Genomic DNA, 12,643 nt, shown 5'->3' on the forward strand with positions numbered 1-12,643 from the left:
CGTCGCTGGCACAGCCTGTGCATTAAGAGGAGCGAGCCCGCAAGATACTGCAGCTCAATCGCCAACTACCCTGTTTAGCCCTTCTGGAGAACTATCATGAGCAAGCTGATGATCGCCGACCTGAGCGTCGCGCAAGAACTCGACCGCAGCGAAATGAGCGCCGTGCGCGGCGGTGGCGGCCTGAGCCTCTGGCCCGGTTACTACCCGTCGATGCCGACGTTCAAGTATGACTCGACCAACTTCACCGCTGAACAGGTCATCGGTCAGACGAACAGCATCGTGAACAACGTGGGCAACGACGTCGCCTTCGCGTCGAACATCCACGCGACTGTCAACCCGGTGCAGAACGCGCACAACACGATCAACTTCTGATCGTCCTGGCAGCGGCGCGACCCCACCCTGCTGCACTTCGTGTGTCGCGCCCGCCTGGATGCATCCGCCCCACTCATCGTCAACTGGAGGCTCATCATGACTTCTCTCGTTATCCGCGAGCTGGCACCCGGCACGGAACTCGACCGCCGCGCCATGACAGCCGTACGCGGCGGCGGCAACAGCGCGTTCGGCAGCTATGGCCCGATCGCCAATATCAACGTGTCGCCCAACATCGTGCAGAACATCTCGCAGGTTCAGGTGGTCGACGTTGCTGCGCTCAACAACATCGGTTACATCGGTGCGGGTTTCGGGCCGCTGAATCTGAAGGTCAATCCCGCGCAATACGCGAGCACCGGCGTGCTGTTTTGACCGTTGCCGCGAAGCGAAAATGCAGACGGCGCCGCGAGGCGCCGCCTGCTTGTTTACGTGCGTGCGCCGCGCACCACGGCCTATACTCAAACGAAACCCATCAAACCCAATCCGATCTCGTGGAGCGGACCATGAGCACTATCGTCATCAAGGACCTTCCGGAAAGCGTGGAACTGGACAGGCAGGCAATGGCCGCGATCATGGGCGGCGCGCGCGCCGCCTCGCAGCGCACGCTACTCGTGCCACGACCGTTCATCGGCGTGCGTGTGGAGATCGAGGGCTCACCCGCGCAGCGTGCGCAGACAATCGTCGCCACGGCGCGGCCGCGCCCCACATTGCTGCGTTGAAATCACGCAGGGTGCGCGGACATGGCCGGACGCGTGCTGGCAGGCGGAAATACGCACCACGTGCCATCGTCGTGACGGAAGAAGAAGATTGCAATCGTGCGCGCAGGGTGCGCCGCTTCTACGCAGACATAGCGTAGCCGTTGCTCCTGTGTGCGGCTAAAGCGCACTACGCGGGCCGGCACACGCGCACTGGGTGCGAGCCACTTGTCGACGAGGGTGCGCAGCGAGGTGTCGGCGGAATTCATGATGGTCTCCGAAGCAAGTGACGAGGCGCGGCGTTTCGGCGTCGGCGGGAAATGGTGTTCACGCCGCCTGCGCGGCGTACGTGCCGTGGGCTTGCAGGCGGCGTGCGTGAACCAGTGCGCGAACCACGCGCAAGCCGGCAAGCGGATGGGCAATGCAGGTGCGGACCTGTTCGCTGCGGCCCTTGCCGTCCACGCACCAGGTGCAGAAGTGTTCGCAGTTGTTGCTGAGCAGGCGGTAGCGGTCTTCGCCCAAACGCGAGCGCGCACGCGCCACGGCTTCACGGCCCACGAAGGCCGCGCACGGATGCGCGACGATGGCGACTTCGCAGCCCGCCGCGAAACGCTCGAGCGAGACCTCTTCGATCGGACCGCGACGCAGCGATACGCACAATCCGGCGTAGTGGACAACGCGCCCAGCGCCGACGTAGATGCCGTGGTGCGTGTAGCCCGCGCGGCGCGACACGAGATGCGCGCCGAGCGGCGGTTCCTCGGTGTGCGACGTCGTTTGAAGTTCGGGGCTCATGGCTGCATCCGTCTGGCTGGTTGCTGGCTTTCCGCGCTGTTCAACGGTCTGCCGGTTGCCAACTATCCTGCATCAGGCATGCCAGGCGAGCGATCACGGTTCTATCAGGCCTGGCGGGAAGGCGTGCGTGACGAGTGCCCCGGTGTGTCGGCAACACACCAACTTGAGCGCATCGATTGTGTCGGCGCCGAACCATCAGCTTGCCGCCCGATTGGCTCACGAGGAGCGATTGCTTATGTGTCGGTGTCCTGATGACAACGGACAACCTGCGTGTTGGCACACGCACGACCATTGCCCCGCAAACCGACAAGGCAACGGCGCGCGCAATACGCGCCGCGCGAGCGCAACGTCATATGGGACAAGCTTCAGCGGACCTGGGCGCGCGAGCGCCGCGTTTCGCCAAAAAATGGCATGCTGCTTGCGAGGTATGGCCGGAACGCCGCGTGCCTGCGGCCATCATCTTGACGGAGACTTGTCATGACCTCGCTCGCCATCACCGACCTTCACCTGCAATGCGATCTCGACCGCAAGGCCATGTCGTTCATCCGGGGTGCAGGCGCACCGTGGGTGTTCGGCTGGATCCAGCCCTACGAGCCCGCGCAGCCCTCCCCGCTCGGATCGATCATCAATCTGTACCAGACCAACAATACGTTCTACGCGAATCAGGTCATCAATCAGTACCAGACGCTCGACGTGACCAATTCCGCGTCCAATTCGAACGTGACGGTAGGCGTGGGCCAGAACGGCAAGAATAACGGACTCGTCGCGTAGCCTATGGAGGCTCGATCGTGGCAGGCGCATTGTTATGGAGCTCGGCATCGCGCACAGACGTAGGACGTGTGCGGGCGCTCAACGAAGATGCATGTCTCGATCTGCCCCAGAAGGGGCTTTGGGCGGTGGCCGACGGCATGGGCGGGCACACGGCCGGAGACTTTGCCAGCGGCATGATCGTGCGTTCGCTCGGCGGCCTGGCAGTCCCCAACACGCTCACGAGCTTCATGGCCACCGCGCGCGGCACGCTGCAGACGGTGAACCACCAACTGCGCGAAGAGGCGGCGCGGCGCGCGGTTCGCATGATCGGCAGCACGGTTGCCGTGCTGATGGCGCGGGGGCGCGAATTCGGCTGGCTATGGGCGGGCGACAGCCGCATCTATCTGTACCGCGATGCGCAGCTCGAACCGCTCACGACTGACCATAGTTACGTGGCGGAGCTTCAGGCGCAGGGGCATTTGAGCGCCGAAGCGGCGCGCCACCATCCATCGCAGCATCTGATAACACGGGCCGTCGGTGCGGCAGACTGGCTCGATCTGGACGAAGGCCGCATCGTCGTGCGCGACGGAGACCTCTTTTTGCTATGCAGCGACGGGCTGAGCAATGAAGTTCAGGGCCCTGAGCTGGTGCGTGCGCTCGAGGGCGGCGACTGCCAGCAGGCAACTGAAATGCTCGTGGAGATGGCCTTGCAGGCCGGCGGGCGCGATAACATCAGCGCGGTCGTCGTGAGGGTGGAGGATCCGGTTGGGTCGGATCGCACGCTCGTGAATCCTGCTGTGGGGCGCTGAGCGCGTGGGTGTTGTTGTTTCTGGTTTCTTTGGCCTTTCCTTGTGGTCGTGTCGGTGTGCATGCGTTGCCCCTGTGCGGGGCGGCACCTACTTTTCTTTGCAGCGGCAAAGAAAAGTAGGCAAAAGAAAGCCGCTCAAACCGCCAATGCCTGCCACCGTTCACATCGCGCCACCAAGGGTTAATGGCTCCGGAGCGTCTGTCACCTCGCACCATTCCCGTTAGTGACAAAGGGCTCATTCATCCCGCAGCTCGCTACGCGCGCAGCGGCCGGGTCTGCAAGGGAAACCAAGGGTACGAGTCAGCTTTGCGGGAACTCACGCGCCCCAATGGTTTTGGGCTATGCCCTTCGGGGCGCGCAGCGCCACCGGAAGGATGAGCGCCTTGTCACTCAGTTCAGTGGTGCGAGGTGACAGACGCTCCGGAGCCATTCACCTGGGGTGGTGCGATGTGAACTGTGGCAGGCGCTGGCGGTTTGAGCGGCTTTCTTTTGCCTACTTTTCTTTGCCGCTGCAAAGAAAAGTAGGTGCCGCCCCGCACAGGGGCAACCCTGGCATACCGCCACGACCACAAGGAAAGGCCAAACAGGCCAAACAAACCAGAAACAACAACAAACACAACCTCAAGACTCCTTCCCGTGATTCACCTTCTCGGCATGCCGAAAATCTTTCGAATGAATACCATGCTTCTTCAGCAGCATCTGCAAATGCGACCGGTTCATATCACAGCGCCGAGCAAGCTCGGCCACCGTACCACCAGTCTCCTGCAATCCGCGCTCGAGAAACGCGCGCTCAGCCTCATCACTCGCGGCACGCTTCGCATCGCTAAGCGAAAGCGGCGCGCCAGCCGCCTCGGCTTCCGCCGCACGTAACGCGAGCGCCGCAGGCTTAGGCCGAATATCATCGGGCAAGTGCTCGATATCGGCCGTATCGCCAGCCAGACACGACAACCGATACACGAGATTACGCAACTCGCGAATATTCCCCGGATAGGCATAAGTCAGCAGAAAGTCCCGCAACTTGGGCGTGAGCTTCACAGGCCGGCGCTTAAGCTGCCCGGCAGCCTCGTCGCCAAAGTAAGCAATGAGCAGCGGAATTTCATCGTTGCGTTCGCGCAGCGCAGGCAGCGTGACATGAATCACGCTCAACCGGTAAAAGAGATCCTCGCGAAACTGCCCTTGCGCGGCAAGCTCTCGCAGGTTGCGGTTGGTCGCAGCAACAATGCGCGTGTCCACGCCAATGGGCTCATCGGAACCCACCCGCTGGATTTCGTGCGATTCGAGCACGCGCAGCAGTTTCACCTGCCCCTGCAGCGGCAACTCACCAATCTCGTCCAGAAAGATCGTCCCCGTATGCGCGCTTTCGAATTTCCCTTTGCGATCGCTCGATGCGCCCGTGAACGCGCCTCTGCGATGCCCAAACAACTCCGACTCGAGCAGATTCTCAGGTATCGCGCCACAGTTGACTGAGATATACGGGCGGTCGGCACGCGCTCCGTTGGCGTGGATCACCTTCGCCATCAGCTCCTTGCCCGTACCGCTCTCGCCGTCGATCAACACGGGCAGGTCGGTAGGCGCCGCCTTTTCCGCAATCTCCAGCGCGGCCAGCAGCTTTGCGTTGTCGCCGAATATGCCTTCGAATATGAAGCTGCGCTCGATGAGCGCCTCGCGCCGACGGTGCGCGGAAGGCGCGAGCGCATCCGGCCTTTCCAGCGCATCGAGCGCCTCGGGCGCCTCGGCCGCCGCTTCGACAAAGCGCTCCTTGCGCGAGAGTTGCATGACTTCGTCGCGCAGCGCGTTCGACTGGTTCAAAAGCTTTTCGATATCGGTACGCTCGAGCCGCGGCGCCCAGCGCAGCGTGGAGCGCAGGATTTCGATCTTTTCGAGCAGCCCCGCATAAGACACCACGGAGCTGCCGAATCCATGCGGGTCGAAGAGTTTCATGATGCCCCCAGCTGCTTTTGAACAAGCTGGTAATACATGCCCTTGCGCTCGACAAGCTCTTCATGCCGCCCCTGCTCCACGATAGCGCCTTCGTAGAGCACGAGAATCTTGTCCGCCCGCATGATGGTGCTCAGCCGGTGCGCGATGATGAGCGCCGTGCGACCCTCCAGGATGTCGTGCATGTTCGAGAGAATGTTGCTTTCCGACTGCGTGTCGAGCGACGAGGTCGCTTCGTCGAACACGAGCAGGCGCGGGTCGTGATAAAGCGCACGCGCAATGCAAAGGCGCTGGATCTGCCCGCCCGAAAGGCCCATGCCGCGCTCGCCCACCACCTGCTCGTAGCCAAGCGGCAATTTGCTGATGAACGCGTGCGCGTCGGCCATGCGCGCCACTTCCTCCATGCGCCGCCAGTCCGGCGTTGCATCCCCGCAGGCGATGTTCTCGGCAATCGTGCCGGAAAAGACGAGGTTCGTCTGCATCACGTAGCCCACCTGGGCGCGAAAGTACGCATGATCGATCGCGCTCATGTCGTAGCCGTCCACGTTGATCTTGCCTTCGGTCGGTGCGTAGAAGCCCACCAGCAGCTTGGCGAGCGTCGTCTTGCCGGAGCCGCTGCGCCCCACGATCGCCACCATCTGGCCGCGTGCGACCGAAAAGCTGATGTTCTCCAGCACGTAAGGCGTTTCGTTGCCGCCATAGCGGAAATACACGCCGTCGAATTCAATATCGCCCTGCAGGTCCGGCAGCAGCACGCGCGAGCCGAGGTCAGCCGGCTTCTGCTCGGGTTCGATGTCGAGCACGTCGCCTAGCCGCTCCATCGCGACCGCCGCATCGTTCATGAGGCTCCACAACCCGACCAGACCCATGAGCGGCGCAAGCACGCTGCCCATGAACGCGTTGAACGCGATGAGCTGCCCGATGCTCAACTCCTGATCGAGCACGAGCGTGGCGCCCGCCCACAGAATCACAATCGTGGTCGCCGCGTTGAGCAACTGACTGCCTAGCCCCACCAGAATGTGGAATGCCTGCGCGCGGTACTGCACTTCGAGTGACTTCGCGTACTTGCGCTCCCACTTCAGGCGCACCGCTCTTTCTATGCCCATGCCCTTCACGGTTTCAACGCCGCCGAGCGTTTCCATGAGCATGGAGCGCGAATCCGTGGACGCTGCAAAGACGTCGCGCGCATAGCGTTTAATGCGCGGCGTGGCAATGGCCGTGAGCGCCATGATGGGAATCACGAACGCGATGAGCAGCAGCGTCAGCTTCACGTTGTAGAGAAACATGATCGTGAAGTAGATGAAGATCATCAGCAAATTGAGCGCCGTGGTCACCGTCGATTCGGTGAGGAACGCCCGTATCGTCTGGTTCTCCTGAAAGCGCGCAAAGATATCGCCCGTTTTACGGCGCGCGAAGAACGAGAACGGCAGCGACATCGTGTGCTTGAAGAACTGCGACATCATCGCGAAGTCGAGACTGCGCACCATGAAATTCGACAGATGCGCGCGTATCGTCGTCATGAGCTGCGTGAATACGTGCGAAATAATGAGCCCCACGATCAGGAGATGCAGCAGGCTCACGTTCTGATGGACGATCACGCTGTCGAGAATGGTCTGGATGATGAGCGGCGGCACGACGCCCAGCAACTGGATCACGAAGGTCGCGAGAAAGAGGTGAGCGAGTATTTTCCGGTACGGCAGCAAGTAACCGATGAAACGCACCCACGGCGAGCGCGTCGCCGCCTGCGCACCGGTCGTGTCGCCAGCGGTGAACAACAGGCACGTGCCGTTCCAGCCGCGCTCGAAAGCTTCGACGCTCAGCTTGCGAAAGCCGAGCGCCGGGTCGGCCACCCTCACCCACTGCTTCGACACGCCGTACACGACGATATAGTGATAACCCTCCCAGTGCGCGATAAAGGGCAGCTCGAAGCCTTGCAGCGCTTCGTATGTGCACTGCACGCCGCGCGTGGTGAAGCCAAGCGCCTCGCCGGTGCGTGCGAGACTCTCGAGCGTCGCACCCTGCGTCGTCACGTTCGCGAGGTCGCGCAGCTTGCCGAGCGTCATGGGAATGCCGTAGTGTCGGCAGATCATCGCGAGGCACGCCGCGCCGCAGTCCATCTCCTCGGCCTGCTCGACCAGCACGAAGCGCTTGATCACGCGCTCGCTGAATTTCGCGTCGGCGCCGCTGTCCACAGCAACCGGCCGGCTGCGGCGCTCCGCGAGCTTCTTTTGCCGCTGCAATTCGCGCTCGTTGAAGCGCACGCGCTCTTCCAGCACCTCGCGCAACTTGGGGTTGCGCTCCAGCATGAAGTGCACGGTCTTTTCGGGAATCACCAGCAACCGTACATCGGTGAGCGCCGTGACGCTCGCGGGCTGATCCTGGCGAAGCAGGCAGGCGCGTTCACCGAAGATCTCACCCGCGCCGATTTTCGCGATCTGATAGACGGTGCCTTCTTCCTCGCGCGCGATGCTGACCTCGCCCTGACGCACGACATACAGGCGCATGTCGCCACCCGCGCCTTGATGGATGATCTCCTTGCCGGCGCTCACGCGCTTGACGCCCACGCTCGACACATATTCTTCCAGTTCGGCGCGCGAAAGCTTGCCGCGCAGGTCGAAAAGCCGCGTGACGAAGCCGCCTGCCGAGCTGATCGCCACATAGCTCGTCACGAACGACTGCGCGGCCGGATTCGCGGCGAGCAACGGCTCGAGCGCGGCGCGCGGGATGCACAGCACCTCGGTTTTTGCCGAGGCGCGCACCGACACTTCGTGCCAGTAGTCGCGCAGCATGGCGATCTCGCCGAACACCTCGCGTTCCTTGCGCACGCCGAGGCTCATTTCCTTGCCGCGCTCTTCGGCAATCAGGCGCACGGAGCCCGAGCGGATCACATAGAGGCCGGCAGCGGGCTCGCCGCGCTTGCACAGCGTGTCGCCGAATGCGTAGGAGTGCGTTTCGACCTGCGCGGCGAGACGGTCGAGTTCTTCGCGCGAAAAGAGCGAAAGCGGTTCGACCGATGCGAGAAAATCCGCCAGCGAAGGTGCGCTGGCCGGTGCGGGCGCCTGGGTGTCCATCTGCTTGGCTCTGCGCGCTCAGTGCGCGTCGATGATATGTTCTTGCGCGCGCTCCGCGAGCCACTCTTCGCGCAAGAGCCGCCGCACCTCGGAAGCCACGTCCGCTTCGAGCGCCGCCGGATGCTTCGCCGTCACGCAGAAAATCTCGAAGAACGAGCCATCCGGCGCGGGAAATGGCCCGAGCAGGTCGCCGACCTGCGCATTGAACACCTTGGCCTCGATGTCCGTTTTCAGGGACCCGCGCAGCACCTTGCCGATCACGCCGCCGCGCTCGCTCGTGTCCGCGATCGAATGCTCGCGCGCCATTTCGCCGAATGCCTGCGGCTCGTCCTCGAGAATCGACATGATTTCACGCGCCTTGCCTTCCGAGTCCACCACGATGTGGCTCACTTCGATGCTGTCGAATTTCGGCGAATTGAGCTTGAAATAGCTTTCGACCGCCTCTTCGTTGCAGATGAGGTTAAATGTCTTCTCCTGGTAGAGCGTGTCGGTAATGAAGTGCTCGAATTCGTCGAGGCTGATACCGAACACATCGAGGTAGCGGTTCATGTCCGCCGCGCGGTGCAGCCCCCGCACGCGGCGAAACTGGTCGGCGCGCTGCTGGATTTCGTCGGGCCCGACCTGCACGCCCATTTTCTTCGCGGCGATGACCGTAAGCCGGTCGCGCACCTGCTGTTCGACCAGGCTTTCGAACTGCCCCGTGAGTTTCAGCACGCGAATGAAATCTTCCGTGCCGATCGCTTCATCGTCGATCCGTACGATTGTCGTCATTGCTTTCCCCTGAGTTCTGATACCCGAATTCTGGGCGGGTTGGCGCCTTCAACCCGCAATTTGCCGGAACGGATCCAGCGCGAAATCGATCAGGCGCCGCTCGCGCACCACGATTTCGGCGGTCGCCGTCATGCCGTAGCGCAGCGGATACGTCGCGCCGCCAATCGAAAAATGGTCGCGCGCAAGCCGCACGCGCCCTTCGTACACCGGCTCCTTGGTCTGCGCCTGCGGCTTCGTGGTCGGCGAAATATATTCGAGCGTGCCGTCCACCACGCCATAGCGCTGATACGGAAACGCGTTGAACTTCAGCTTGACCGGCAAGCCCTCGCGCAGGAACGCGCGGTCCTGCTCCGGTATCGCGACCTTCACGACCGGGCGCGCATTGGCCGGCGCAATGCCCCCGAGCGGCGTGTTCGCCTGGATCTTGTCGCCGGGCTGCGTCGTCGTCACGTCCGTAATCACACCCGAGACCGGCGCGAGCACGAGCAGGAAGTTGTCCTTGTCGATGTTCTCGAAGCGGATGCGCGCCGCGGCGTCGGCGGCAAGGCGCGCGGTTTGCACCTGCAGGCGCAGCTTGTCCTCGGTATTGGCGATCTCACGCTCGGTCGCGTCGTATTCGATGCGCAGCGACGTGAGCTGCCCGGCGCTGCCTTCGAGTTGCGCCTTCGCCTGCGCGAACTCGTGGCTCGTTTGCGCCTGCAATTCGGTGAGCCGCGCTTGCGCGATGCGGTAATTATTGTCCGCCTGAACGAACGCGCTGCGCTTTTCCTCGACCTGGCTTTGCGACACGCCGCCGCCGCCCGGCAGCGCGAACAGGCGCTCGTACTTGTTCTCGTCTTCCTTCGCGAGGTCGCGCACGTGGCGCGCGTTGTCGATATTGCCGCGCGCCTCGTCGAGCTGGGCGTTCTCGGCCTGCTGGAGCTTGCTCGTGCCCTCCGCAACGCGCGTTTGATGCATATGCTCTTCAACGTCCATCTGCGCCTTGAGCGCCTCGGCCTTGCGCTCCATCAGCGCCTTTTTCTCGGGGAACTCCTTCCAGTCGCGTTCCGCGTCGTCGAGCTTCAAGCGCGCATCGAGCGCGTTGGTCGCCGCCTGAATCGCTCCGCGCGCGTTGATGCGTCCGATCACGTCGTCCTTCTCCACGGGCTGCCCTTCGGCGATATAGATATCTACGAGCTCGCCGTCCACGGGTGCATAGATACGGCGCACTTCGGACTCCGGAGCAAGCGCGCCTTGTGCGCTGACGATCACATCGGCGCGCCCGACAAACGACCATAAGAGCGCGCACACCACAAGCGCGACCATCGTGATGATCGTGGCTTCAATGAGACGCCACGGCCGCGCGGTGAGAATCGCCACGCCCTCCTCGCTATGGTCGCCCAACGCCTCGCCAAGCGGTCGCGGCGGTTCGGGCGCGGCATGCGAACCGTACACGCCGAACGCCTTGCGCAGGCGCTCAATGAGCAGGGACGGATTCACCGTGCCCTCCCGCTAGCGCAAGCTTTTCGAGCGCGCCCGCGTGGGCTGCGAACGGCGGCGTGGAGAAGTGGGCGGCAGCCAGACGGTCGTGCACGGCTTGCACATGGCCCGCATGCGCCTCGCTATCGATCTGCTGATACTGCTCCATGTCGGCGCGCACGGCGTCGAGCCCCGCAAGGCGCGGATAGCGCTGCGCATAGTCGCTCAGCATCGTATTGAGCGCGTCGAAGCGGTCGCTCGCCAGCGCGCTGTCGATCGCCTCGTGGATGCGATCGAGCGCAGCCACATAGACCGAGTCGTCGCTCTGCAGCTTGCGCAAGTGGCTGAGCGAGTCTGCGTACACGGTGGCAAACGCCGGCACGTAGGCCGAGATTCGGTCGAATGCACGCTGATGCTCGCCTGGGTCGTCGTTCCAGCGGCTCGTCAACGTGTGGATCGGCGCCTCGTCGCGGTAGATGCGAATCGGTGCTTGCGGGCCTCCCCGCCCCTGCACGAACGACTGAAGCGCGCCGATCCAGTCGATGTTTTCCACGAGCGGCGCGGCGTCCGGATTGTGGCGCGCGAGCGTGCGCATGTCTTCGACGATGGCGCGCGCGCGATCAAACGCACGCGCGTTGATCGCGGCAACCCAGTCGGGTACGTTGGCCTTGATGAGCGCTTCTGTCCCCATCGCGCGCCACGTGGTGTCGTTCGGGTGGCGCGTGAGGTATTGGTCGGCCACGCGCGCCGCGCTTTCGAACTGGCCGCTCGTGAGCAGGGCCTGCATGTCGCGCTGCGGGGCGCCCTGGAAATACGTGAGCGCAACGAGCGCGACGATCACGGCGAGCCCGCCGCCGCCCCACCGCACGAACGCGCCCATGTTGATCTTGCCACTGCCGCCTAGTGCTTCGCTCAACTCGCTGAGGAAGACCTCAATGCGGCCGCGCCGGCGTTTCGCGTCATGGCCGGGTTCCGGCGCTTGCTGAGGCGCATCGGGATTGATCTCGTCGTCCTGTGCGGGCGCGGGGGGCGTGCAGAAGATGTCGAGAAACGAGTGCGCGCTGCCAATAAAGGTCGTGCGGTCGGCGTCTTCCGCCAGCACGCTGGCGCGGCGCTCGCGCGTCGCCGTCACGGTGGCGTCGCTCGCACTCGTGCTTTCGAGGCTTACGCGGTAGACGAAGTGCTCGCCGCCGAATGCGATGCGCTGGCCGTCTTCGAGCCTGACTGCGTGGTCGTCGAGCCGCTGTCCGTCGAGGAACGTGCCGTTGGTGCTGCCGAGGTCTTCGACATACATCGCGTCGTCCTCGGCATAGATGTGCGCGTGACGTCGCGACAAATAATTTACCTGGTGCGGATAGGCGTCGTGGTACTGCGAGAACGTCTCGTCGGCCTTGCTGACCAGGAACGGAAAACTGGTGACGACGATCTGCTGCAAGCCAAGATCGGCGCGCTCTGGCGTGAGCGTCACCACCGTTGCGCGTACGGCCGCGCGCGCCGCACGCGGCGCGAAACTTACGCGAAACGCGAGCGCGCCGGCGAAGCTGAGCTCGTCGCCGTCGTTGAGCACGTGGGGCTTCTGGGTGACTTCGATCCCGTTGACCGCCGTTCCGTTCTTGCTGCCCAGGTCGGCCACGTAGGCCGACGCGCCCTCGCGAAAGATGCGCGCATGACGGCGCGAGACATCCACGACGACCTCGGGCCGCGCCTCGGCAAAAGGCGGCTGTGTCCGCCCAACTGCGAACAGATCTTTGTCGATACGGATCTCGCCCAGCTCCGCATGCGATATCGGCCGCAGCACGATATCGAACGTCCGCTCGAGCGATGTCTGGTTCTCGGCAAGGGAAGCGGCGTCAGGCACCATGATTCCGCCAGCGATCAGCAATTGTCAGCCAGGCCGCGCGTGGCGCAAGCGCCGCGTGCGCACTGACTCTCCGTGAGAAGCCGCGCGCCTTGCACATGGCGATCGGGGTGTTAGAAAAGTGTAGGCGACT

Annotated in this window: 12 protein-coding genes; 5 read left to right on the top strand and 7 right to left on the bottom strand. The window is 63.3% G+C overall.

Going from position 1 to position 12,643, the window contains the following annotated elements; translation table 11 throughout:
* Positions 1–96: 96 nt before the first annotated feature.
* The 3 genes from U5A58_RS16760 (at position 97) to U5A58_RS16770 (ending at position 1,088) form a co-directional block, all read left to right on the top strand.
* Positions 97–372 (top strand): hypothetical protein, encoded by a 276-nt coding sequence (locus U5A58_RS16760; RefSeq protein WP_233887843.1) that lies wholly within the window; start codon positions 97–99, stop codon positions 370–372.
* 96 nt (positions 373–468) lie between these two features.
* Complete coding sequence (locus U5A58_RS16765; RefSeq protein ID WP_321934781.1) at positions 469–741, top strand: hypothetical protein; 273 nt, start codon at positions 469–471, stop codon at positions 739–741.
* Positions 742–872: 131 nt separating this feature from the next.
* Positions 873–1,088 (top strand): hypothetical protein, encoded by a 216-nt coding sequence (locus U5A58_RS16770; RefSeq protein WP_321962276.1) that lies wholly within the window; start codon positions 873–875, stop codon positions 1,086–1,088.
* A gap of 2 nt (positions 1,089–1,090) precedes the next feature.
* On the opposite strand, the gene U5A58_RS16775 is transcribed toward U5A58_RS16770, so the two are convergent.
* Positions 1,091–1,333 (bottom strand): hypothetical protein, encoded by a 243-nt coding sequence (locus U5A58_RS16775; protein ID WP_321962277.1) that lies wholly within the window; start codon positions 1,331–1,333, stop codon positions 1,091–1,093.
* A gap of 58 nt (positions 1,334–1,391) precedes the next feature.
* Complete coding sequence (locus U5A58_RS16780) at positions 1,392–1,856, bottom strand: lecithin retinol acyltransferase family protein (protein ID WP_321962278.1); 465 nt, start codon at positions 1,854–1,856, stop codon at positions 1,392–1,394.
* A 477-nt stretch (positions 1,857–2,333) separates the two neighbouring features.
* Here U5A58_RS16780 and U5A58_RS16785 point away from each other — a divergent pair, with 477 nt between their 5' ends.
* Together U5A58_RS16785 and U5A58_RS16790 are read left to right on the top strand one after the other, a co-directional pair.
* The gene (locus U5A58_RS16785; RefSeq protein ID WP_321962279.1) at positions 2,334–2,627 is read left to right on the top strand and encodes a hypothetical protein; all 294 of its coding nucleotides are present in this window, start codon (positions 2,334–2,336) and stop codon (positions 2,625–2,627) included.
* 68 nt (positions 2,628–2,695) lie between these two features.
* Complete coding sequence (locus U5A58_RS16790) at positions 2,696–3,415, top strand: PP2C family protein-serine/threonine phosphatase (RefSeq protein WP_321911854.1); 720 nt, start codon at positions 2,696–2,698, stop codon at positions 3,413–3,415.
* Between the two features lie 620 nt (positions 3,416–4,035).
* Here the strand turns inward: U5A58_RS16790 and U5A58_RS16795 are convergent.
* The 5 genes from U5A58_RS16795 to U5A58_RS16815 are packed head-to-tail and all read right to left on the bottom strand — an operon-like array spanning position 4,036 to position 12,513.
* On the bottom strand, positions 4,036–5,355 hold the full coding sequence (locus U5A58_RS16795) for a sigma-54 dependent transcriptional regulator (RefSeq protein WP_321962280.1): 1,320 nt from the start codon (positions 5,353–5,355) through the stop codon (positions 4,036–4,038).
* Positions 5,352–8,423, bottom strand: coding sequence for a peptidase domain-containing ABC transporter (locus U5A58_RS16800; protein ID WP_321962281.1), 3,072 nt, complete (start codon positions 8,421–8,423; stop codon positions 5,352–5,354). Before U5A58_RS16800 ends, U5A58_RS16795 begins: the two co-directional genes overlap by 4 nt.
* An 18-nt stretch (positions 8,424–8,441) precedes the next feature.
* A complete protein-coding gene (locus U5A58_RS16805; protein ID WP_321962282.1) occupies positions 8,442–9,194 on the bottom strand; it encodes a peptidylprolyl isomerase in 753 nt (250 codons plus the stop codon).
* Between the two features lie 48 nt (positions 9,195–9,242).
* Positions 9,243–10,628, bottom strand: a complete 1,386-nt coding sequence (locus U5A58_RS16810; RefSeq protein ID WP_321962366.1) for an HlyD family efflux transporter periplasmic adaptor subunit — start codon at positions 10,626–10,628, stop codon at positions 9,243–9,245.
* Between the two features lie 22 nt (positions 10,629–10,650).
* Positions 10,651–12,513: an FHA domain-containing protein gene (locus tag U5A58_RS16815; RefSeq protein ID WP_321962283.1), complete on the bottom strand. Its 1,863-nt coding sequence runs from the start codon at positions 12,511–12,513 to the stop codon at positions 10,651–10,653.
* Positions 12,514–12,643: the final 130 nt, after the last annotated feature.

The organism is Paraburkholderia sp. J7 (genome assembly GCF_905220155.1).
Lineage (GTDB): Bacteria > Pseudomonadota > Gammaproteobacteria > Burkholderiales > Burkholderiaceae > Paraburkholderia.

Excerpts from the sequence above, each read along its gene's own strand:
- U5A58_RS16780 (WP_321962278.1), bottom strand. The coding sequence starts at position 1,856 with ATGAGCCCCGAACTTCAAACGACGTCGCACACCGAGGAACCGCCGCTC.
- U5A58_RS16815 (WP_321962283.1), bottom strand. The coding sequence starts at position 12,513 with ATGGTGCCTGACGCCGCTTCCCTTGCCGAGAACCAGACATCGCTCGAG.
- U5A58_RS16805 (WP_321962282.1), bottom strand. The coding sequence starts at position 9,194 with ATGACGACAATCGTACGGATCGACGATGAAGCGATCGGCACGGAAGAT.
- U5A58_RS16770 (WP_321962276.1), top strand. The coding sequence starts at position 873 with ATGAGCACTATCGTCATCAAGGACCTTCCGGAAAGCGTGGAACTGGAC.
- U5A58_RS16775 (WP_321962277.1), bottom strand. The coding sequence starts at position 1,333 with ATGAATTCCGCCGACACCTCGCTGCGCACCCTCGTCGACAAGTGGCTC.
- U5A58_RS16800 (WP_321962281.1), bottom strand. The coding sequence starts at position 8,423 with ATGGACACCCAGGCGCCCGCACCGGCCAGCGCACCTTCGCTGGCGGAT.
- U5A58_RS16765 (WP_321934781.1), top strand. The coding sequence starts at position 469 with ATGACTTCTCTCGTTATCCGCGAGCTGGCACCCGGCACGGAACTCGAC.
- U5A58_RS16795 (WP_321962280.1), bottom strand. The coding sequence starts at position 5,355 with ATGAAACTCTTCGACCCGCATGGATTCGGCAGCTCCGTGGTGTCTTAT.
- U5A58_RS16760 (WP_233887843.1), top strand. The coding sequence starts at position 97 with ATGAGCAAGCTGATGATCGCCGACCTGAGCGTCGCGCAAGAACTCGAC.
- U5A58_RS16785 (WP_321962279.1), top strand. The coding sequence starts at position 2,334 with ATGACCTCGCTCGCCATCACCGACCTTCACCTGCAATGCGATCTCGAC.